20 protein-coding genes are annotated in these 20218 nt (G+C 66.0%); 13 read left to right on the forward strand and 7 right to left on the reverse strand.

What is annotated here, in order from left to right; all coding sequences use genetic code 11:
* Positions 1 to 12 precede the first annotated feature (12 nt).
* Positions 13 to 942: an NAD-dependent epimerase/dehydratase family protein gene (locus MUN23_RS10225; RefSeq protein WP_248763691.1), complete on the reverse strand. Its 930-nt coding sequence runs from the start codon at positions 940 to 942 to the stop codon at positions 13 to 15.
* A gap of 126 nt (positions 943 to 1068) precedes the next feature.
* On the opposite strand from MUN23_RS10225, the gene MUN23_RS10230 reads away from it, so the two are divergent.
* The 8 genes from MUN23_RS10230 to MUN23_RS10265 all read left to right on the forward strand — a co-directional run bounded on the left by MUN23_RS10230 (position 1069) and on the right by MUN23_RS10265 (position 9033).
* Positions 1069 to 1848, forward strand: coding sequence for a TetR/AcrR family transcriptional regulator (locus tag MUN23_RS10230; RefSeq protein WP_248763693.1), 780 nt, complete (start codon positions 1069 to 1071; stop codon positions 1846 to 1848).
* Positions 1849 to 1917: 69 nt separating this feature from the next.
* Positions 1918 to 2145: a hypothetical protein gene (locus tag MUN23_RS10235; protein WP_248763694.1), complete on the forward strand. Its 228-nt coding sequence runs from the start codon at positions 1918 to 1920 to the stop codon at positions 2143 to 2145.
* A 221-nt stretch (positions 2146 to 2366) separates the two neighbouring features.
* Positions 2367 to 4247 (forward strand): molecular chaperone DnaK, encoded by a 1881-nt coding sequence (dnaK, locus tag MUN23_RS10240; RefSeq protein ID WP_248763697.1) that lies wholly within the window; start codon positions 2367 to 2369, stop codon positions 4245 to 4247.
* Between the two features lie 2 nt (positions 4248 to 4249).
* A complete protein-coding gene (locus MUN23_RS10245) occupies positions 4250 to 4936 on the forward strand; it encodes a nucleotide exchange factor GrpE (RefSeq protein ID WP_248763698.1) in 687 nt (228 codons plus the stop codon).
* A 94-nt stretch (positions 4937 to 5030) separates the two neighbouring features.
* Positions 5031 to 6014, forward strand: coding sequence for a DnaJ C-terminal domain-containing protein (locus MUN23_RS10250; protein WP_248763699.1), 984 nt, complete (start codon positions 5031 to 5033; stop codon positions 6012 to 6014).
* Between the two features lie 15 nt (positions 6015 to 6029).
* Positions 6030 to 6455, forward strand: a complete 426-nt coding sequence (locus MUN23_RS10255) for a heat shock protein transcriptional repressor HspR (RefSeq protein WP_256468729.1) — start codon at positions 6030 to 6032, stop codon at positions 6453 to 6455.
* A gap of 56 nt (positions 6456 to 6511) precedes the next feature.
* Positions 6512 to 6958, forward strand: a complete 447-nt coding sequence (locus MUN23_RS10260; protein ID WP_248763701.1) for a hypothetical protein — start codon at positions 6512 to 6514, stop codon at positions 6956 to 6958.
* Positions 6959 to 7113: 155 nt separating this feature from the next.
* Positions 7114 to 9033 carry an FAD-binding monooxygenase gene (locus tag MUN23_RS10265; protein ID WP_248763703.1) on the forward strand — a complete coding sequence of 640 codons (1920 nt, stop codon included), beginning with the start codon at positions 7114 to 7116 and terminating at the stop codon, positions 9031 to 9033.
* Positions 9034 to 9072: 39 nt separating this feature from the next.
* On the opposite strand, the gene MUN23_RS10270 is transcribed toward MUN23_RS10265, so the two are convergent.
* The 4 genes from MUN23_RS10270 to MUN23_RS10285 form a co-directional block, all read right to left on the reverse strand.
* On the reverse strand, positions 9073 to 9930 hold the full coding sequence (locus tag MUN23_RS10270; RefSeq protein ID WP_248763704.1) for a prephenate dehydratase: 858 nt from the start codon (positions 9928 to 9930) through the stop codon (positions 9073 to 9075).
* 157 nt (positions 9931 to 10087) lie between these two features.
* Complete coding sequence (locus MUN23_RS10275; protein WP_248763706.1) at positions 10088 to 10807, reverse strand: GntR family transcriptional regulator; 720 nt, start codon at positions 10805 to 10807, stop codon at positions 10088 to 10090.
* Between the two features lie 5 nt (positions 10808 to 10812).
* Entirely contained in the window at positions 10813 to 11328 is a 516-nt protein-coding gene (locus tag MUN23_RS10280; protein ID WP_248763708.1) for a PTS glucose transporter subunit IIA, read from the reverse strand.
* Positions 11325 to 11555, reverse strand: coding sequence for a glucose PTS transporter subunit EIIB (locus tag MUN23_RS10285; protein WP_058930899.1), 231 nt, complete (start codon positions 11553 to 11555; stop codon positions 11325 to 11327). Before MUN23_RS10285 ends, MUN23_RS10280 begins: the two co-directional genes overlap by 4 nt.
* Positions 11556 to 11741: 186 nt before the next feature.
* Here MUN23_RS10285 and MUN23_RS10290 point away from each other — a divergent pair, with 186 nt between their 5' ends.
* The 4 genes from MUN23_RS10290 (at position 11742) to gdhA (ending at position 16509) form a co-directional block, all read left to right on the forward strand.
* Entirely contained in the window at positions 11742 to 13016 is a 1275-nt protein-coding gene (locus MUN23_RS10290; protein ID WP_248763709.1) for a PTS transporter subunit EIIC, read from the forward strand.
* Complete coding sequence (locus MUN23_RS10295) at positions 13006 to 14292, forward strand: N-acetylglucosamine-6-phosphate deacetylase (protein WP_248763711.1); 1287 nt, start codon at positions 13006 to 13008, stop codon at positions 14290 to 14292. The genes MUN23_RS10290 and MUN23_RS10295 overlap by 11 nt, the downstream gene beginning before the upstream one ends.
* Positions 14273 to 15085, forward strand: a complete 813-nt coding sequence (gene nagB, locus MUN23_RS10300; protein ID WP_248763712.1) for a glucosamine-6-phosphate deaminase — start codon at positions 14273 to 14275, stop codon at positions 15083 to 15085. Before MUN23_RS10295 ends, nagB begins: the two co-directional genes overlap by 20 nt.
* Positions 15086 to 15171: 86 nt before the next feature.
* Entirely contained in the window at positions 15172 to 16509 is a 1338-nt protein-coding gene (gene gdhA, locus MUN23_RS10305) for an NADP-specific glutamate dehydrogenase (protein WP_104063221.1), read from the forward strand.
* Between the two features lie 104 nt (positions 16510 to 16613).
* Here gdhA and MUN23_RS10310 read toward each other — a convergent pair whose 3' ends face one another.
* Both MUN23_RS10310 and MUN23_RS10315 read right to left on the reverse strand, forming a co-directional pair.
* Complete coding sequence (locus MUN23_RS10310) at positions 16614 to 17636, reverse strand: glycoside hydrolase (RefSeq protein ID WP_248763713.1); 1023 nt, start codon at positions 17634 to 17636, stop codon at positions 16614 to 16616.
* A gap of 93 nt (positions 17637 to 17729) precedes the next feature.
* Positions 17730 to 19343 carry an HNH endonuclease signature motif containing protein gene (locus tag MUN23_RS10315; protein ID WP_248763714.1) on the reverse strand — a complete coding sequence of 538 codons (1614 nt, stop codon included), beginning with the start codon at positions 19341 to 19343 and terminating at the stop codon, positions 17730 to 17732.
* Positions 19344 to 19430: 87 nt separating this feature from the next.
* Between MUN23_RS10315 and MUN23_RS10320 the strand changes: the two genes are divergently transcribed.
* Positions 19431 to 20207 carry an HNH endonuclease family protein gene (locus MUN23_RS10320; RefSeq protein WP_248763716.1) on the forward strand — a complete coding sequence of 259 codons (777 nt, stop codon included), beginning with the start codon at positions 19431 to 19433 and terminating at the stop codon, positions 20205 to 20207.
* Positions 20208 to 20218 lie beyond the last annotated feature (11 nt).

The raw sequence follows: 20218 nt of genomic DNA on the forward strand, positions 1-20218 counted from the left end.
GCCGGGGTTCCCTCAGCCCTGCGCGCGCCACCAGGCCGCCGTGGCCGCGGCCGCCTCGGGCAGGGGCGTCGGGCGGAGCCCAAACGCGGCCTGGCTGGCCGCGGAGTCCATCACAAACGGCTGCTCGAACTGGTAGAGCAGTTCCGCAACTTCGCGGAAGTCTTTCGAGAACACACCCATGGCACGGAGCGCCCAGCCGGGTATGGCCCCTATCTTCGGCGGCTGTACTCCGCCGGCCTCGGTGAACGCTGTGGCCAGCTGCCGCTGCGTGACTGCCGGACCCGTGGGGGCGTGCCACACCTTGTTCCACAGCGAGGGCGTCTTCGCGGCATGGATCATCGCCGCGGCCAGGTCCGGGACGTACGTGAACGAATGGGGCTGGTCTGTGCCTCCTATGACCCACAATTTCTTGCCGGCCAGCACTGTGGGGACCACACGCTCGCCGCCATGTGAGATTCGCACCCGTGGGCCAAAGAAATCGCCGGCAACCACGCTGACAGTGTTGACGGGGGAGGCGTCCCGCGCCTTGAGCAGCGCGGTGCGGACGCCCCGCTTGCCGCCCTCGGCAGTCCGCGGACCCGCCTCGACCATGGGGCGTTCAGGCTCGCTGTACGAGTAAAGGCTTTCGGGGAAGACGACGACGGCGCCCGCCTCGCCCGCTGCGGCCAGCACCGTTTGCTCGGCCCGGGGCAGTTCTGCTTGCCACGCGTCCACGGTGTAGGAGGAGCCGTGGATGCAGTGGAAGACTGCGGTGGCGCCCGCGAAGGCCTCCCGCACTTGGGCGGCATCCTGGACGTCGGCCTTGACCCGCCCCACCAGCGGATGCTCGGGGCCGCTGCCGGAACGGGTGAGGATCCTGACGGTTTTCCCCTGGTTGGCGAGCTGTCCTGCGACCGTCCAGCCCACAGGCCCCGCGCCCGTTACTACAAATACATCGTTCATGGCTTCCCCTTTAGGATTCGTTATTGAGAGCACCGCTCTCCCAGTAGCGTGCACCTCCAGCCCGCAGCTGTCAAGAGCGGTGCTCTCAATTGTTGACACTGCTCTGCTTTATGCGATGCTGGACCGATGAATGACCCTGCCGCGGACGCGGAAACCACCCTTCGGACACCGCGGGAGCGCGCCCGGGCCCAGACCATTGCTGACATCGTCAGGCTGGGCAGGGAGCACCTGGCAACGCACGGCGCGGCCGCCCTGTCCCTCCGCGCCGTGGCAAGGGATCTTGGCGTGGTCTCCTCCGCGGTCTACCGCTACGTGGCCAGCCGCGACGAGCTACTCACGCTGCTTCTGGTGGACGCCTACAGCGAGCTCGGCGACGCCGTGGATGCCGCGGTGAACGCGGTGCCGGAGCGTGACTTTGATGGCAGGTTCAAGGCGCTCGGCCGGTCTGTCAGGACCTGGGCGCTACGGGAGCCGGCGCGCTACGGCCTGCTTTTCGGGAGTCCGGTCCCCGGCTACCAGGCCCCCTCGAGCCAGACCACAACCCCGGGAACGCGCGTGATCTACCGCCTGATCGGCATTCTCGACGCCGCCTACCGGGCAGGTGCGCTGACCGCGACGTCGGCGCGCACCGCCGTCGTACCTTCTGCCTTGTCTGCCGATCTGGAAGCGATCCGCAGCGAACTCGGGCTGGCCATGCCGGACGTGCTCCAGGCGAACGGCGCCCTCGTATGGACGTCGCTCTTCGGGGCCGTGAGTTTTGAGGTTTTTGGCCAATACGGAGCGGACACGTTCCGTGCCCGGGACGAGCTCTTTGAACACCACCTCGCCGTCCTCGCGGGGGTGGCCGGGCTCGTGCCTGACAGAAACCCGCAGGACGCCCCGAAGTCTGCCGCCACCCCTGTTTAGCCCGCCTCCGGCTGGGTAGACTCCAAATGCGCCCGGATGGACGCGGAAACTCAAAGGAGAGATCGCATCATGACTGAGAACACCGCACCTGAAGAAGACCGCCGCAAAGGCAGCACCGAACCCGGGCTGGAGGGTGAAGGTGGCCAGTATGAGGAAGGCGACTACGGCGAGGCCGGCGTGGTGGGCGGCGCGGAGAACCAGCCCGAGGAGGGCAACTATCCCGAAGGCGACTACGGCGACGCCGGCTCTGTTGACGGCGCGCGCGAGGTGGAAGTGGACGAGGACAAGAACTCGTAGCGGCCGTTCACGCACAGCGAACTACTGCCAGGGAAGCGGATTTCTCGCCTGAAACCCCCGGGATTCCGGGGGTTCGATTGAGAGTGCCGTGACCCAAAAATCCAAAGTTGAGCGTACTACGCTCAACTTTGGATTGACATCGCTTGCGCCCTGAGTAAAGTTGAGTGCAGAACGCTCAACACGAGCGCCAGCAAGTTTCCAAGGAAAGAAGGAAGCAACACATGTCACGTGCAGTAGGTATCGACCTCGGAACCACCAACTCCGTCGTCTCCGTTCTCGAAGGTGGCGAGCCCACCGTTATTGCCAACGCCGAGGGCGGCCGCACCACGCCGTCCGTCGTTGCATTCTCCAAGTCCGGCGAAGTCCTGGTTGGCGAGATCGCCAAGCGCCAGGCCGTCAACAACATCGATCGCACCATCGCCTCCGTCAAGCGCCATATGGGCACCGACTGGGGCGTTGGCATTGACGACAAGAAGTACACCCCGCAGGAAATCTCCGCCCGTATCCTGATGAAGCTGAAGAACGACGCCGAGTCCTACCTGGGCGAAAAGGTCACCGACGCTGTTATCACCGTCCCGGCCTACTTCAACGACGCCGAGCGCCAGGCCACCAAGGAAGCCGGCGAAATCGCGGGACTCAAGGTCCTCCGCATTGTCAACGAGCCCACCGCGGCTGCACTGGCCTACGGCCTGGACAAGGGCAAGGAAGACGAACTCATCCTGGTCTTCGACCTCGGCGGCGGAACGTTTGACGTCTCCCTGCTCGAGGTTGGCAAGGACGAAGACAACTTCTCCACCATCCAGGTCCGCTCCACCGCGGGCGAAAACCACCTCGGCGGCGACGACTGGGACCAGCGCGTTGTTGACTTCCTGCTGAACCAGCTCAAGGTCAAGGGCATCGACCTGTCCAAGGACAAGATCGCCCTGCAGCGCCTCCGTGAAGCTGCCGAGCAGGCCAAGAAGGAACTCTCTTCTTCCAGCAGCACCAACGTTTCGCTCCAGTACCTCTCCGTCACCCCCGACGGCCCGGTCCACCTGGACGAGCAGCTGACCCGCGCCAAGTTCCAGGACCTCACCAAGGACCTCCTCGAGCGCACCAAGAAGCCGTTCCACGACGTCATCAAGGAAGCCGGCATCAAGCTTTCCGAGATCGACCACATCGTCCTCGTTGGCGGATCCACCCGTATGCCCGCTGTCTACGACCTGGTCAAGGAACTTGCCGGTGGCAAGGAGCCGAACAAGGGCGTCAACCCGGATGAAGTTGTAGCCGTTGGCGCAGCACTCCAGGCCGGCGTTCTGAAGGGCGAGCGCAAGGACGTCCTGCTGATCGACGTCACCCCGCTGTCCCTGGGCATCGAAACCAAGGGTGGTGTGATGACGCACCTGATCGAGCGCAACACCGCCATCCCCACCAAGCGGTCCGAGACCTTCACCACGGCCGATGACAACCAGCCGTCCGTGGCGATCCAGGTCTTCCAGGGCGAGCGCGAGTTCACCCGGGACAACAAGCCGCTGGGCACGTTCGAGCTGACCGGCATCGCGCCGGCTCCGCGCGGCGTCCCGCAGGTCGAGGTCACCTTCGACATCGACGCCAACGGCATCGTCCACGTCTCCGCGAAGGACAAGGGCACCGGCAAGGAACAGTCCATGACCATCACCGGTGGCACCGCGCTCTCCAAGGAAGACATTGAGCGCATGGTCAAGGACGCCGAGGAGCACGCAGCTGAGGATAAGGCCCGCCGTGAGGCGACCGACACCCGAAACACTGCCGAGCAGCTCGCCTACTCCGTGGACAAGTTGATCGCCGACAACGCCGACAAGCTGCCCGAAGAGGTCAAGACCGAGGTCAAGGCCGACGTCGACGCGCTCAAGAAGGCCCTCGAAGGCACCGATGACGCAGCCGTGAAGACCGCGTTCGAGAAGCTCCAGGCTTCCCAGTCGAAGCTCGGCGAGGCCATCTACGCACAGGCCGGTTCGCCGGACGGTGCCACGGGTGCCGCAGGTGCCGAAGGCGCCGCTGGTGGAGCCTCCTCCGGTGACAAGGCTGCTGATGAGGACATCGTCGACGCCGAGATCATCGACGAAGACGAAGCGAAGAAGTAGCCATGCCGCACCACGGTAACGAGGAAGAGCACAACTCATCCGCGAACCAGGAGCCGGTCATCCGGGACAACCGCAAGGTTGATCCGGTGACAGGGAAGGCCCGGCACCCGGAGGGCGAGCAGCCCGCTGACGCGCCGGCGGGCGGGTCTCCGGTTGGCGAGCCCCTAGTGGGCGAGCCTGTTGACAGCGACGGCGATGCACTCGCCCAGGCCGAGGAAATCCTGAACGGCATCGAGGTGCCGGCCGAGGAATCGGTGGCACAGGGTGCAGGACACGCTGAGGCTGCCGAGCTGAAGAACGATCTCCTCCGCCTCCAGGCTGAATACGTCAACTACCGCAAGCGCGTTGAGCGCGACCGGGCCGTGGCAGGGGAGATGGCCGTTATCGGCGTCCTGAACTCCCTGCTGCCGGTACTGGACGACGTCGATGCAGCCCGCCAGCACGGTGACCTGACCGATGGCCCGTTCGCCGCGATCGCCACCAAGCTGGAGAACGCGCTGAAGACGTACGGCCTGGTCCGCATTGATGAGACCGGAGTGGAGTTCGATCCCACGATCCACGAGGCCCTCATCCAGCAGCCGGGCGAGGACATCGAGGTTGACACCGTCAGCCAGGTCCTCCGCTCCGGCTACCGGTCAGGCGAACGCGTCCTCCGCGCAGCACAGGTCATCGTCGCAGTTCCGGCCTAGCATTACCCCATCGAGATGGCAGTTCGCGGCAGTGATTCGCAAGAACATTGCCGCGAACTGCCATCTCGGCACAGAGATTTGAAAGGAAACGCCATTGGCTAGCCAGGATTGGGTGGACAAGGACTTTTACGCGATCCTTGGTATCGCCAAGGACGCTTCCGACGCCGACATCAAAAAGGCCTACCGGAAACTTGCCCGCCAGCACCACCCGGACACCAACTCGGGGGACGCTGCGTCGGAGAAGAAGTTCAAGGACATCTCCGAGGCCTATTCAGTGCTGTCGGATCCGGACGAGCGCCAGCAGTATGACGCCATCCGGGCCATGGGCGGCGGCGCCCGCTTTGCCCCCGGTGGTGCCGGTGCCGGTGCCGGTAACGGTGGCTTCGAGGACATGTTCGGCGGCCTGTTCACCGGAGGCGCGCGGCGTCAGCCCGGCGGGTTCAACACGTCGGGTGGCATCCCGCCCGAGTTTGCTGACCTGTTTGGCGGCGGCGGCGGCTTCGGCGGCCAGACCGGCTTCCAGCGCCCGCCGCAGAAGGGTGCCGACCGTACGGCTACCACCAGCATTTCCTTCTCCGGGTCCATCCGCGGCACCACCATCGGCCTGCGCGAACCCAGCGGTGACGTCATTGACGTCCGGGTTCCCGCCGGCATCAGGGACGGCCAGAAAGTGCGCGTCCGAGGCAAAGGACAGCCAGGGCCCGCCGGCAACGGCGACCTCATGGTGGCCGTGTCCGTCAAGCCGCACGAGTTTTACACGCGCGACGGCGACAACCTCCGCATCCATGTCCCGGTCACCTTCCCGGAAGCTGCCTTGGGCGCCGACATCCAGGTCCCCACCATCGACGGCGAGACCGTCAAGGTCCGTGTTCCGGCCGGCACGCCTTCGGGGCGTACGCTCCGGGTCAAAGGCCACGGCGTGAAGACCTCCAAGGTCACCGGGGATCTCCTGGTGACCATCGACGTCGCGGTGCCGAAGAACCTGAACACGGAAGCCGAAGCGGCCGTGAAGGCCTTTGCCGAAGCCACCGCCGACGCCGATGTCCGTGAAGGCCTGGCCGCCAAGGCCCGGCTGTAAGCAACGGAGCAGACCGTGGACATCAGCGCTGACCAGCCGATCTTCGTGATCTCCGTCGCGGCTGAACTTGCGGATATGCACCCGCAGACGCTCCGGCAGTATGACCGGCTGGGCATTGTGTCGCCCAGCCGGGCGCCGGGGAAGTCTCGCCGCTATTCGCAGCGGGACATCAACATGCTGCGCGAAGTCCAGCGGCTGTCCCACGAGGGCGTCTCGCTCGAAGGCATTAAACGGATCCTTGAGCTCGAGAACCAGGTGGCCGCCCTGCAGCGCAGGGTGAGCGAGCTGACCGAGGAGCTGGGCCGCCGTCGTGATCCCCTCGATTCGCGGATCTTCGCAGCCGGTGCGGCCGGCGACGTGGTGAGCCTGGCCCGCGGCCAGCGCCCCCGCGCGCGGTCCCAGGCCGTCGTGGTCTGGCGGCCCAGGGCACTGGGAAACTAACAGCTGGGAAATTAGAGTACCCACTACTCGTGACCGGACCACCCCCACTGGCTTGAATGGAACTGCAGCTGGGTCTCGCAGCGCAGGGTTCGAGCCTCTGGGGGTTTCTCGTGTTTGGTTCTTCAGTCGTTATGTTCGCAGGGTCCAGTGTTGGGCTGATCCTGCTTGCCGTCGGTCAGGCCGTCGTGGTGGTGTGCGTGTGCTTTGACATGGTGCGGGCGCTGTCCGTGCCGAGGTCGCACCGGCGCTACGTGGCCAGCACGGTCTTCCGGACGCTGGCCGTTCCGTCCATCATCGCCGCCGGCATGAGCGTGCTGATCGACGCGCTGGCCTGGTCCTGGATGGACGTTGGCATGTCGATGTTCGTGATGGTGGCAATCATCTTCCGTCTGCACCACGACAAGGACGAAGACAACTGGTGGAAGGGCAAGGGCAAAAAACTCGCCCGCTGGGCCCGCCGCCAGTTCAGCTCGGGAACGTCGGTAGCGCCGGCGATGGGGTAGGACTCCGGCGACCCGGGCATACGGCCTAAGGGGCCGGTTGTGGCATGCATCACGGCCGCGTAGAATTCCACTTCAGGGCATGATTCGTATATGGAACGCAGAGTTCTATTATCGAACTCGAAAGTGCCAGCCACACAACGAAGTGAGGAAAGCCCGTGCAGTTCCACCACCACGGTTACGTATCCGGTGACCCGCGGGTCCAGCCAGCATCCGGCGTCGGCCTGGACCGGCCTGGCGAACTTCCCGACGAAGTGGACGTGCTCATCGTGGGCACCGGTCCTGCGGGCATGCTCACCGCGGCCCAGCTCTCCCGGTTCCCCGGCGTCACCACGCGCATCGTGGAGCGCCGCCCCGGGCGGCTCGTCATCGGCCAGGCGGACGGCATCCAGGCCCGCAGCGTCGAAACCTTTCAGGCGTTCGGGTTCGCGGAGCGCATCATCGCCGAGGCGTACCGCATCACCGAAATGGCGTTCTGGAAGCCGGACCCCGCCGACCATTCCCGGATCGCCCGCGCCGCCCGCACGCCGGACGACCCCACGGGCATCAGCGAGTTCCCGCACCTGATCGTCAACCAGGCCCGTGTGCTGGACTACTTCGCCGAGTACATGGCCAACGCGCCAGCGCGGATGTCGCCCGACTACGGCTATGAGTTCCGCAGCCTCGACGTCGGCGAGGGCGAGTACCCCGTCACCGTGAGGCTCGTCCACACTTCAGGACCTGACGAGGGCAAGACCCGGGTGGTCCGGGCCAAGTACGTCGTCGGCGCGGACGGCGCACGCAGCAAGGTGCGCGAATCGATCGGCTGCACCATGGCCGGCGACCAGGCCCATCACGCGTGGGGAGTCATGGACGTCCTCGCGGTCACCGACTTCCCCGACATCCGCACAAAATGCGCCATCCAGTCCGGTGCGGGCGGCAGTATCCTGCTGATCCCGCGCGAAGGCGGGCACCTCTTCCGCATGTACGTTGACCTCGGCGAGGTCGCGCCGGAGGATCACGGGGCCGTGCGCAGCACCACCATCGAGCAGATCATCAGCCACGCGAACACCATCCTGCACCCCTACACCCTGGACGTCCGCAACGTCGCCTGGCACAGCGTGTATGAGGTCGCCCACCGCCTCACGGACAGGTTCGACGACGTCCTGCCGGACCAGCGCGGGACGCGCACACCCCGCGTGTTCATCACCGGCGATGCCTGCCACACGCACAGCGCCAAGGCCGGCCAGGGCATGAACGTCTCGCTGCAGGACGGCTTCAACCTCGGCTGGAAGCTCGGGCATGTGCTCGAGGGCCGGAGCCCGGCAAGCCTGCTGGCCACGTACTCGGCCGAGCGCCAGGTGGTGGCGAAGAACCTGATCGACTTCGACAAAGAGTGGTCCACCATGATGGCGAAGAAGCCGGAGGAGTTTGCGAACCCCTCCGAGCTTGAGGACTTCTACGTCAGTACCGCCGAGTTCCCCGCGGGCTTCATGACCCAGTACCCGCCGTCCATGATTACCGCAGAACCGGTGCACCAGCACGTGTCCGCCGGCTTCCCCATCGGCAAACGGTTCAAGTCCGCGCCCGTGGTGCGGGTATGCGACGGCAACCCGATGCATCTCGGCCACCACGCCACAGCGGACGGCCGGTGGCGCATCTACGTCTTCGCCGACGCGGCGGCACCCCAGACGGCGTCGCCGCCGTCGTCCGTCTCCGGCTTCGCCGAGTGGATCGCGAACTCGCCGGAATCGCCGCTGGCCGCTACGCCGTCGGGCGCTGACTGGGACGCATGGTTCGATGTGAAGGTCATCTACCAGCAGGACCACACAAACGTTGATATCGGTGCGGTTCCGGCGGCGTTCAAGCCGTCAGTGGGGCCGTTTCAGCTGACGGACTACGAGAAGGTCTACGCTACCGATCCCTCAGCTGACATCTTCGAGCTCCGCGGCCTGGACCGCGGCGGCGTGGTGGTGGTGGTGCGGCCGGACCAGTACGTGGCCAACGTCCTGCCATTGGACGCGACGGCGGAACTCGCCGCGTTTTTCGCCCCGCTCCTCCTGCTCCATGAGACGCAGGAGCTGCCCACGCAGGCCTGACCGGCGGGGCATCGATCGGCCTGATTCGCTGACCCGGGGTCAGGCGTTGACAGTCTGTGCGGTCCGGAAATCGGCAGCGGGATAGACGCCCAGGATGCGGACTTCGGTGGTGAAGAAATCCAATTCCTCAAGGGCCAGGCGCAACGGCTGGTCCTCGGGGTGTCCTTCGACGTCCACCATGAACATCGTGGCGGCGAATTCGTCCCCCACCATGTAGCTCTCCAGCCGGGTCATGTTCACGCCGTTCGTCGCGAACCCGCCCAGGGCCTTGAACAGCGCCGATGGGACGTTCCGGACGCGGAATACAAAGCTGGTCACCGCCGGTCCGGGCAGTTCTTCCCGGGTGGGCAGTTCCTTCTCCCGCGCCAGAACCACAAAACGGGTGGTGTTGGACGGGTCATCCTCGACCCGCGACGCCAGCACCTCGAGGCCGTAGATCTCGGCCGCGAGCGGGGGAGCGAGGGACAGTTTGGTGGGGTCGTTCCACTCCCGGACTTCCCGGGCGGAACCGGCGGTATCCCCGGCAATGACCGGACGCAGCCCGGCTTCGCGGATCAGGCGGCGGCACTGGCCCAGGGCGTGGATGTGGCTGTGGACCTCCGTGGCGGCATCGATGGTGCTGCCCGGAATGCCCAGCAGGTCAAAGTGGATGGGCAGGAAGAACTCGCCCACGATCTGCAGGTGCGACTGGGGGAGCAGGATGTGGATGTCCGCCACCCTGCCAGCGATCGAGTTCTCAATCGGAATCATCGCCAGCTCCGCCTCGCCGCTGGAGACCAGCTCGAAGGCGTCCTCGAAGCTGGCGCAGGGAACGCTGTCCAGCTGGGGGAACATCTGCATGCACGCGATATTGGAGTTGGCGCCGGGCTCACCCTGGTACGCAATCTTCTGGGCCATGGTCCGTATGGTTTCACGTCAGGTGCCTGCCCACCCAACTAAGTAGCGCTATCAGTCGTTTTGAGGGTTCAAAACGACTGATAGCGCTACTCAGTCGGGGAATCAGAGGCGGGATGACACCGAGCCAGAGGCATTGGTGCGGCGCAGCAGTCTTGGCTTAGCCCACGCCCAGCCGCATGGACACCTGATACCGGTCGGAGCGGTACGTTGAGACGGCGTATTCGATGGGCGTGCCAGGATCCTCCTCGCCGGTGAACGAACGGCGCCGGAAGAGTAGGACAGGTGCCCCCGGTTCGATGTCCAGCAGCGCGGCGGTCTCGTCAGGGGCGGCGGCGGCCTCGACGGTCTGTTCCGCATGCTGCACCGGGTGCCCCGCGGCGCCGAGGGCCCGGTAAAGGGACCCCGTCAGGTCTTCCGAGAGCAGCCCGGGGACCAGCGCGGGCGGCAGCCACGATTCGTCCACACTGACGGGCGCGCCGTTCGCGAGCCGCAGCCTGCGGACGCGAAAGGCAGCTTCCCCGGGCGCCAGCCCGAGGTGATCGGCGGCCGCCGCCGGCGGCACTGCCGTGGAGGCGTTGATGACCCGTGTGCTGGGTTCGAATCCGGCTGCCCGCATGTCCTCGTTGAACGAGGCCAGGTGCAGGGTGGAACGCACCAGCCCATGGGAGACGAACGTGCCCTTCCCCTTGATCCGCACCAGCGCGCCGTCCTGGACCAGGTCCGAAATGGCACGGCGCACTGTGATGCGGGAGACGCCGAACTGCTCCTCCAGCTGCCGCTCACCCAGCAGGGCATCCCCGGGCCGCATTGTGGTGGCCACGAGATCCTGGAGCTGCCTGCGGACCCAGACGTGTTTTAGTTCCCCTGCCGTATCCATGTCTCCTATTTTCCGGGAATTTTGAACAGGTGGCCGCCTGCTTCCACGCGGCCACCCGAGGCCGGAGGTTCGATGGCGTCCGCCGCGCTGTCCAGGACCACCACGGGACTGCACATGCTCAGGTCCTTTGAACGGACCAAGGTGACGTCCACGGTGATCATGGGGTCGCCGGCCCGGACCTGGTCCCCCTTCTGCGCGAGCACGGTGAAGCCCTCGCCCTTCAGGCCGACGGTGTCGATGCCGACGTGGACCAGCACTGCGGGCCCGGACGCGTGCTGGACGATGTAGGCGTGCGGCATGACCTTGATGACCCGGCCGTCCAGCGGTGCGACGGCGGTGAGGACGCCGGCGTCGTCGTCGGGAATTACGGCGGCGCCGCCACCTACAAGCCCCTTGGCGAACACGGGGTCCGGCACCTCGTTCATGGGAATGAGCCGGCCCGGCAGGGGGGAAACAACGCTGATGACCTGGGCCGGCGCTTCCGTGCCCACGTCAGGCGTGCCCACGTCAGGGCTGCTCACATCAGGTCCTGGATGTCTTCGGCGAGGCTTTCGGCTTCCGGGCCCACAACCACCTGGACCACCGTGCCGGACATCATGACGCCGTGGGCGCCGGCGGCCTTGAGGGCGGCCTCGTCAACCCGGGAAGAGTCCACCACTTCGGTGCGAAGGCGTGTGATGCACCCTTCGATTTCTTCGACGTTATCGGCGCCGCCAAGGGCGGCGAGGATGATTTCTGCTTTGGACATGTCCACTCCTGAGTTCGTTTCGCGGTGAATGACGCCGGGTCCGGAAGCTTTTTTACGGCTTGAGGTTGACAACTGAGGTCGGCGCCCTTCACAGTGATGGTTGTCACTGGTTATAACCAGTTAGCTAGACTCTACTGAATCAAGCATCCCCGCACAAGCACCACCCTCTTCGAGACGAGGAACATTATGACCACGGAAAACCCATCAGCTTCCGCCGGGGCCGGCCCGCTGGCCGACCCGGCCCCGGGCAAGACCAAGGGCAGCGGCAAGGCCCTGCAGAACATGCAGCGCTTCGGCCGAAGCCTGATGCTGCCCATCGCGGCCCTCCCCGCGGCGGCCCTCCTGCTCCGCTTGGGCCAGGACGACCTGCTGGGCAGCTTCGAAAACCTGACCACCGTCGCCCAGGTCATCGGCGCCGCCGGCGGTGCCCTGTTCGAGAACCTGCCGCTGCTCTTCGCCGTCGGCATCTCCTTCGGTTTCGCCAAAAAGGGTGACGGTTCCACGGCCCTCGCCGCCGTCGTCGGATACCTGGTCCTGACCAACGTCTTCAAGGTCATGGCCCCGCTGGTGCTGGGAGCCGCCCCGGAGGGCGGCAAGGACCCCGTCATCAATTACGGCGTGCTGGCCGGCATTGTGATGGGCCTGACGACGGCGCTGCTTTGGCAGCGCTTCCACCGCACCACCCTGCCGGACTGGCTGGGCTTCTTCGCCGGCCGCCGCCTGGTGCCCATCCTGACGTCCTTCGCCGCGATCGTGATCGGCGTGGCCATGGCGCTCCTGTATCCGCTGTTCAACAACGGACTGACCGCCGTGGGCAACACGGTTGCGGAAAACACCGTGGTGGGCAGCGGGGTCTATGGCGTCCTCAACCGGCTGCTCATTCCGCTGGGCCTGCACCACATCCTGAACTCCATCGTCTGGTTCATCATCGGAGACTATGACGGTGCCCACGGCGACCTGAACCGGTTCTTCGCCGGGGACCCCACCGCAGGCGTCTTTATGACCGGATTCTTCCCCATCATGATGTTCGCCCTGCCCGCGGCCGCCCTTGCCATCTGGCAGGAAGCCAAGCCGTCGCAGAAGAAGATCGTGGGCGGCATCATGCTCTCCACGGGTCTCACGGCCTTCCTCACCGGGATCACCGAACCGCTGGAATTCTCGTTCATGTTTGTGGCCTGGCCGCTGTACGTCGTCCATGCCTTCCTGACCGGGACGTCCATGATGCTGGTCAACTTCCTCGGCATCCATCACGGGTTCGGATTCTCAGCAGGAGCGATCGACTACGTCCTGAACTTCGGCATCGCACAGAATCCGCTGTGGCTGATCCCCATCGGGCTGGGCTACGCCGCCGTGTACTACGTCGTGTTCCGCTTTGTGATCCGTCGCTGGAACCTGCGCACCATGGGCCGCGAAGATGAAAACGACGAGAACGGCTCAATGGCCAAAGCCGATGCCAGCTGAGCCTTCGTCGGCCCGGGCCGGCGGGGCCGGCGGCGCGGTGGGGCTGCGGGGCCGCCTCGTCACCGGACTCCCCGGTGATGCGGTGATCGACGACGGCACCGTGGTGATGGCCGGAGGGAACGTCGTGTGGTGCGGCCCGACGTCGGACCTGCCGGAAGGTTTCGACGCCGACCTACGGCAAGTGCCGCTCATCCTGCCCGGACTCGTGGACGTGCACTGCCACGGTGCCGTGGGGCACACTTTCTCCGCGGATGCGGACGGCGCGCGCTTGGCTGCCGGCCACCATGCAGCGCAGGGCACGACGTCGGTACTCGCCTCGCTGGTCTCGGCGCCGTCGCAGGTACTGCAGGAACAGATCGAGGTGCTGCGGGACCTGGTGCAGGACGGCACCCTGGCCGGCCTGCACCTGGAAGGGCCGTTCATCACCACAAGCATGTGTGGGGCCCAGGACCCGGCAGCCATCATCGACGGAGACCCGGCGCTCCTGCAGCAGTGGCTTGAGGCGGGACGAGGGGCCGTGCGGTCAATGACTCTTGCCCCCGAAACCCCGCACTTTGCCGAGCTGGTGCAGCTCTGCCGGGATCACGGCGTCGTGCCTTCCCTTGGCCACACCGCCGCTACGGCTTCCCGCACCCGGGAAGCCCTGGGCGGCGCAAACGGTGGGGTTAGCGGCCCGTGGTCGGCCACGCACCTGTTCAACCGGATGCCCCCGCTGGGCCACCGCACGCCCGGACCCATCGCGGTCCTGCTGCAGGCGGCCGAGCGGTCGCCCGGGCAGATGGTGCTGGAACTGATTGCCGACGGCGTGCACCTGGACCCGGAGATCGTCCGGATGGTCTTCGGGCTGGTGGGACCCCGCTCCATTGCGCTCATTACGGATGCGATGGCAGCGGCGGGCATGCCCGACGGCCATTACACTCTCGGCAGCCTGGACGTGCTGGTCCAGGACCGCGTGGCGCGCTTGGCCGGAACTGCCGACGCCGGTCCGGACGCCGGTCCCGGGGCGATCGCCGGCGCGACGAGCCACCTGCTGGAGAACGTCCGCCGCTGCGTTGAGTGGGGCGTTCCCCTGGCCGATGCCGTCGTCGCGGCATCCTCCACTCCGGCGCGGCTGATGGGCCTGGATCGGCCTGGCCCCAACCGGGTGGGAGCCATTGCCCAGGGTTTCCGGGCGGACGTGCTGGTGACCACCGAAGAACTTGAACTCGTGCAGGCCTACCGCGCCGGCACACCACAAACGCAGGAAAGGAATGACCGTGCAGATAGTTCTGTGTGACTCCGCCGATCACGTAGGAGCCCGGGCGGCCGACATCATCGAGGCCAGGGTCCGCCAGGGTCCTGCCGTGCTGGGGCTGGCCACCGGCGGCTCCCCACGATCCACCTACCAGGAGCTCATCCGGCGGCACCGCGAGGAGCAACTCAGCTTCAGCCAGGTCACCGGCTTCACGCTGGACGAATACGCGGGCCTGCCGCCGGAACACGGCCAGTCGTACTACTCCACCATCCGGCGGGAGTTCGTTGACCAGGTGGACCTGCCCCTGGAACGGCTCTTTACCCCGCAGGGGGACGCGTCGGACCTGGTGGCCGAAGCTGACCGTTATGACGCAGCCATTGCCGGCGGCGGGGGTGTGGACATTCAGATCCTGGGCATCGGCGCCAATGGCCACATAGGCTTCAACGAGCCGACGTCGTCACTGGCTTCCCGCACGAGGGTGAAGACGCTCGCCGGGGCCACGCGGGCTGACAACGCGCGGTTCTTTTCCGACGGCGATGTTCCGCGGCTGTGCCTGACGCAGGGTCTCGGGACCATCCGGGAAGCCAAACTGGCAGTGCTGGTGGCAATGGGGGAGAACAAGGCCGCCGCTGTGCAGGCCATGGTGGAAGGTCCGGTCAGCGCCCACTGCCCCGCGTCGGTGCTCCAGCTACACCGCCGGGCAGTTGTCATCCTGGACCCGGGAGCAGCTTCGCAGTTGAGCCTGCTGGACTACTACCGGGAAGCCCAGGACTTCAACGACAGGCTGGGCCAGACACCCACAAGGCCATGGCTCCGGCAGCCGGTCAGCCGTTGAGGTGTGTGACGCTCGTCGCGTTAGATTCCGCAAAATGAAATTTTGCTATCATGACATGGAATAACTGCTGAACTAGAGGAGGCGGCGTGGACGCTCGGCTTGAGGCCATCCGGAATACGGTACTGGCGCGGAACCCAGGTGAAGCTGAATTCCACCAGGCAGTGACCGAGGTCTTTGAGAGCCTTGGCCCCGTCCACGACCGGCACCCCGAGTTGCTTGAAGCCGCCATCCTGGAGCGGCTCTGCGAGCCCGAACGCCAGATCATCTTCCGCGTCCCGTGGACCGACGATTCCGGCCGCGTGCAGATCAACCGTGGCTTCCGGGTCGAATTCAATTCCGCCCTTGGCCCCTACAAGGGCGGCCTGCGCTTCCACCCCTCTGTCTACCTGGGCATTGTGAAGTTCCTGGGCTTCGAGCAGATCTTCAAGAACGCCCTCACCGGCATGCCCATCGGCGGCGGCAAGGGCGGCTCGGACTTCGACCCTCGCGGCCGCAGCGATGCAGAAGTGATGCGGTTCTGCCAGTCGTTCATGACCGAGCTCTACCGGCACATCGGCGAGTACACCGATGTGCCGGCCGGTGATATCGGCGTCGGCGGCCGTGAAATCGGTTACCTCTTCGGGCAGTACAAGCGCATCACCAACCGCTACGAATCCGGCGTCCTCACCGGGAAGGGCATGTCCTGGGGCGGTTCCCTGGTGCGGCCGGAAGCCACCGGCTTTGGCACCGTCATCTTCACCCAGGAGATGCTGAAAACCCGTGGGTCCTCCTTCGACGGGCAGCGCGTGGTGGTGTCGGGTTCCGGCAACGTGGCCATCAACGCCATTGCCAAGGCGCAGACGCTCGGTGCCAGCGTGGTGGCCTGCTCCGACTCCTCCGGATACATCGTGGATGAGGCGGGAATCGACGTCGCGCTCCTCCGCGAGGTCAAGGAAGTTGAACGCGGACGCCTCAAGGATTATGCAGTGCGTCGCCCCGGCGTTTCCTATGTGGAAGCCGGATCGGTGTGGGATGTCGACGCAACGGTGGCGCTGCCCTGCGCCACGCAGAACGAGCTCGACGGCGATGCTGCCGCGCGGTTGGTCCGCAACGGCCTGGTCGCGGTCGGCGAAGGCGCCAACATGCCCTCCACCCGCGACGCTGTCTCGGTGTTCCAGGATGCCGGCGTGCTGTTCGGGCCCGGCAAGGCCGCCAACGCAGGCGGTGTGGCGACATCGGCGCTCGAGATGCAGCAGAACGCCAGCCGCGATTCCTGGTCCTTCGAGCACACGGAACAGCGGCTCACCGAGATCATGGTGGGAATCCACCACCGCTGCGCGTCAACCGCCGACGAATACGGCGACCCCGGCAACTACGTGCTGGGCGCCAACATCGGCGGCTTCGTCAAGGTGGCTGACGCCATGCTCGCGCAGGGTCTTATCTGACGGCATGCCGGCAGTTTCCTGACCGTGCATTTGCCTCTTGACCGTGCATTCGCGGCGGTCGAGACATCGCCGCCCTTCACACGGCGGGTTAGCTGTGTGACGGGTTAGCTGTGTGAGCAGAGCAGGGTGCCGTCCTGCACTTCCAGCACTGCTGCCCGAATGTGGCCGAGGTGGCTCTTGGGGTCCGCTGTCATGCCGTCGATATCCTCGCCGTTCCAGTGCGGGTGCGTGAAATACACGATGAGCGCCCGTTCTTTACCGTCTGCCGTGGCCTCCAGTGGCACCACGTCCGCGTGCCGGCCTACTACCGGACCGCCGTCGGCTGTTTCAGGTGCCGTCAGGATGAGCCCGTCAGAATTCTCCTGCCGCGTCCAGCCGCCTGAGGCGTCCTCGGACCGGTAGATCGCCTGGCCGCGCCATTCGTCCACGATCATCCAGAACTGCCCGTCGAGCTTGAAGACTTTGGGTCCTTCGTGCGGACGCCCGGCGATGGTCAGGCCTTCAAGAACCCACGACGACGGATCTGCCGGGGTCCTGCTTACCGCACTGTACGTGTTTGATCCCCGGGATTCATCCTTGTACCAGAGCCGGTATTGGCCATCCCCGCAAACGGCGACGGCGGCGTCGATGACGCGAGGGGAGTCCAGATCGATGGGTCCCAGGTGTTCCCAGGTAACCAGGTCCCGGCTGGCGAGCTGGACAATGGATGCGGTACCGGTCCAGTCCGTACGGACGCCGCCGAGGACCGTCAGGTACATGATCCATTGATCGCCGATCCGGACGACGTCGGGCGCCCAGAGTGTGGCGGGCAGTTCAGTTCCTGGCGGGACCAGTCCGTCCAGGGTTCCTTGATACGCCCAAGTGAGTCCGCCGTCGGCTGAGCGGGCCACTCCAATGGCTGTGCCGTGGACCCACTCGACGCCGGTCAGCCCGGGTTCCGTGGCGCGTCGCTGCGTGTAAAAAAGCACCCAGTCGCCGGTCAGGTGGTCGGGCACCAGGACGGGATCCGTGGGGCCGTCCCAGACTGGATCCCGGTAGGGAGTCCTGAAGGCATCAGCCCTGAGTGGCGGGACGCTGGATGCTGCAGGTTCACGGATTGAATCTGAAGCGGTGGCTTCGGTGCGCACGGGAATCTCCAGGTGGATGCGAAGTCAGAATTCCCTACAGCATATGCGGGAAATCGCTTTCCCGCAGCTGCTTCCCTGCTGCGGTGGCAGGGCTCAGCCGGTGTTTGAGCAGGGGACTGGAGCTGCCGCACCGTCCCTAGCTGGAGGTGCCGCGCCGGCCCCAGGCTGTTGTGTCAGCCAGAGGAAGTCGGGTACGGATGGGAAAGGTGCCGGCTCTGCTTCTTGGAGGCGGCGCAGCCATTTCCGCTCCGGCTCTGGGTCTGGGTCTGCCGGCAGATGGCTTTCGGGCAGGGCAGGGCCAGGTTCCTTATGCGGGAGTTGGTTCAATATCTGGTTTGGCCAGATGGGTGGTTCCCAGTCCGGGTGTTCGCTGGCGTAGTGGCGGCCTGTGGGTGAAATCCAGCCGGGCGGTTCGCTGGAACTCGCCGTGGCGGGTTTCCAGGGTGTGGTGTGTTTGAGCCGGTGGTGCTTGGGGCAAGGCTGACCGAGATTGCTGATCCCGGTGGTCCCGCCCTGCTGCCAGGCGAGGAGGTGGTCGGCTTCGTTGTCCAGCGACTGGTTGCTGCAGCCGGGGAACGGGCACTTCCCATCCCGCAATCTGAGCCATTGGCGCATGGCTTTGGGGATCCGGTAGCTGTCACGGCCGATTTCAAGCGATGCTCCGTCGCGCGGATCGGTCAGGACGCGGTGGAACGAATCGGCGCCGTCGGCGACGAGGCTCCGCGCCATGGACGGCGGGATGGGCCCGTACCCGTCGAGCATCGCGGGTTCATCGGTCAGGCCCATCAGCGCAAACACCGGCACGGTGACCAGGACCTGGGCCCTGGGTGACGGGATCAGATCGGCCTGCCCGCCCAGAAGCCACGCCGCGGCGCTGTCGACGCGGAGTTGGGTGAGGGTCCTGGACTCGGTGGGGCCCTGCAGGGCGCGGGCGGCGGTGGTGGCGCGGTCCCAGATCCCGGCGGCCTGATCGGCCGGGAGGTAGGCGGAGAGCCAGGCCATGCCGTCCCGGTCAGGGGAGTACTCAAGCCGCCGGTCCGCCGCGCTGCGGGTGTGGCGTTTTTCGATGCTGTCCGGGTGGTGGCGTTCGCGCCAGGTCCGGGCCTTGTGACGGAACCGGGACGGGACCATTTCTCCGGCCGGGCCACCCCTCGCCGGGTTGGGCGCGTCCGGGTCCAGGAAATGCGCTTCCAACGCGGCCGCGCCGGCGGGATCCAAGTTGTGTGTTTCGTCAATCATGATCCGGGCGTGCTGCCACGAAATGGTCCCTGCTTCCAAGGCGGCGAGCGTCAAAGGCAGAGCGGTGGTCAGGCGGTGTGCTTCGCCCAGCAGCGCGTCACCCATGCGTTCGCTGACGGTCAGGGCGCAGGCGACCTCGGCCACGATGCCCATGTCCTGGGCGGTCTGCTCCTGAGGGGAAGTGATGGGGCCCGCGATGGTCTGAGCGGCGTCGTCGTAACCGCTGGCGGCATGGACCTTCACGGCAGCGAACATGGCTTCCATCCCCGCGGTCCCCGACAGGACGGTCAGGCAAAGCTCAGCCTGCCAGCGAGCCAAGTCCCCACACATCGCGGACGGCCCAGGTGCTGAAGGGCAATCAGCCGGGCTGGCCACTGGATCCACGGCCGTCCCACGAAGCACACCGGCCATCTGCAGGGCAGAGGCCGCGATGGTCTCCAGAATCTCTGCCGCTGCCGTGTTGTCCATACCTCCATCATGTCCAGGGGGTACGACATTTTAGGGTGACAGACTCCACACCCGGCATGACAGGTCAGAACGCCCCGCGCTAGTAGCGTGTTCACCTCCGCCGCACTCCTGAAGGACATAACGATCAACCGCTCCGCCGCCACCAAAGCACTGACGCTGTTCACCACGCTGCTTCTCGCCAGCGCCCTCACCGGTTGTGACGCCGAAGCCCAGGCCGCAACGCAGGCCGCAAACAAGGTGGCCGAAGCGGTCGGGGAAGCACCGCCGTCGGGCAACTCCGGCGAATCATCCGTGAGGCCAGCCGACGTGGCGACGGCCCTCGCCCAGCTGGAGACTATCCCGGTGAAGGGGCGCGCACCCAAGACCGGCTACACCCGCGAGGAATTCGGCCCCGCGTGGGCGGACGTCGACCGAAACGGCTGCGACACCCGGAACGACATCCTCGCCAGGGACCTCGAAGGTGAGACGTTCAAGCCCGGTACACAAAACTGCGTCGTTGCCACCGGTACGCTGGCCGACAAGTACACCGGCACAACCATCAGCTTTGTCCGCGGCAACACCACCAGCTCCGCCGTCCAGATCGACCACCTCATCGCCCTCAGCGACGCCTGGCAGAAGGGCGCCCAGCAGCTCAGCGACGAACAGCGCAGGCAGCTGGCCAACGATCCGCTGAACCTCATGGCTGCCGACGGGCCCACCAACAGCGCCAAGGGCGACAAGGATGCGGCCACATGGCTCCCGCCAAACAAGGCGTTCCGGTGCGAATACGCAGCCCGCCAGACCGCCGTGAAGGCCAAGTACAGCCTGTGGGTCACCCAGGCCGAGCGGGACGCGATCGCCGGTATCCTGGCAGGCTGCAGTTAGACGGCCCCGGG

It is taken from the genome of Pseudarthrobacter sp. SSS035, from assembly GCF_023273875.1.
GTDB lineage: Bacteria > Actinomycetota > Actinomycetes > Actinomycetales > Micrococcaceae > Arthrobacter.

Coding starts and splice junctions, on each gene's coding strand:
- MUN23_RS10275 (WP_248763706.1), bottom strand. CDS start 10,807: ATGGATACGGCAGGGGAACTAAAACACGTCTGGGTCCGCAGGCAGCTC.
- MUN23_RS10270 (WP_248763704.1), bottom strand. CDS start 9,930: ATGGCCCAGAAGATTGCGTACCAGGGTGAGCCCGGCGCCAACTCCAAT.
- MUN23_RS10230 (WP_248763693.1), top strand. CDS start 1,069: ATGAATGACCCTGCCGCGGACGCGGAAACCACCCTTCGGACACCGCGG.
- MUN23_RS10285 (WP_058930899.1), bottom strand. CDS start 11,555: ATGTCCAAAGCAGAAATCATCCTCGCCGCCCTTGGCGGCGCCGATAAC.
- MUN23_RS10260 (WP_248763701.1), top strand. CDS start 6,512: ATGGAACTGCAGCTGGGTCTCGCAGCGCAGGGTTCGAGCCTCTGGGGG.
- MUN23_RS10245 (WP_248763698.1), top strand. CDS start 4,250: ATGCCGCACCACGGTAACGAGGAAGAGCACAACTCATCCGCGAACCAG.
- MUN23_RS10225 (WP_248763691.1), bottom strand. CDS start 942: ATGAACGATGTATTTGTAGTAACGGGCGCGGGGCCTGTGGGCTGGACG.
- MUN23_RS10290 (WP_248763709.1), top strand. CDS start 11,742: ATGACCACGGAAAACCCATCAGCTTCCGCCGGGGCCGGCCCGCTGGCC.
- MUN23_RS10235 (WP_248763694.1), top strand. CDS start 1,918: ATGACTGAGAACACCGCACCTGAAGAAGACCGCCGCAAAGGCAGCACC.
- MUN23_RS10315 (WP_248763714.1), bottom strand. CDS start 19,343: ATGGACAACACGGCAGCGGCAGAGATTCTGGAGACCATCGCGGCCTCT.
- dnaK (WP_248763697.1), top strand. CDS start 2,367: ATGTCACGTGCAGTAGGTATCGACCTCGGAACCACCAACTCCGTCGTC.
- MUN23_RS10295 (WP_248763711.1), top strand. CDS start 13,006: ATGCCAGCTGAGCCTTCGTCGGCCCGGGCCGGCGGGGCCGGCGGCGCG.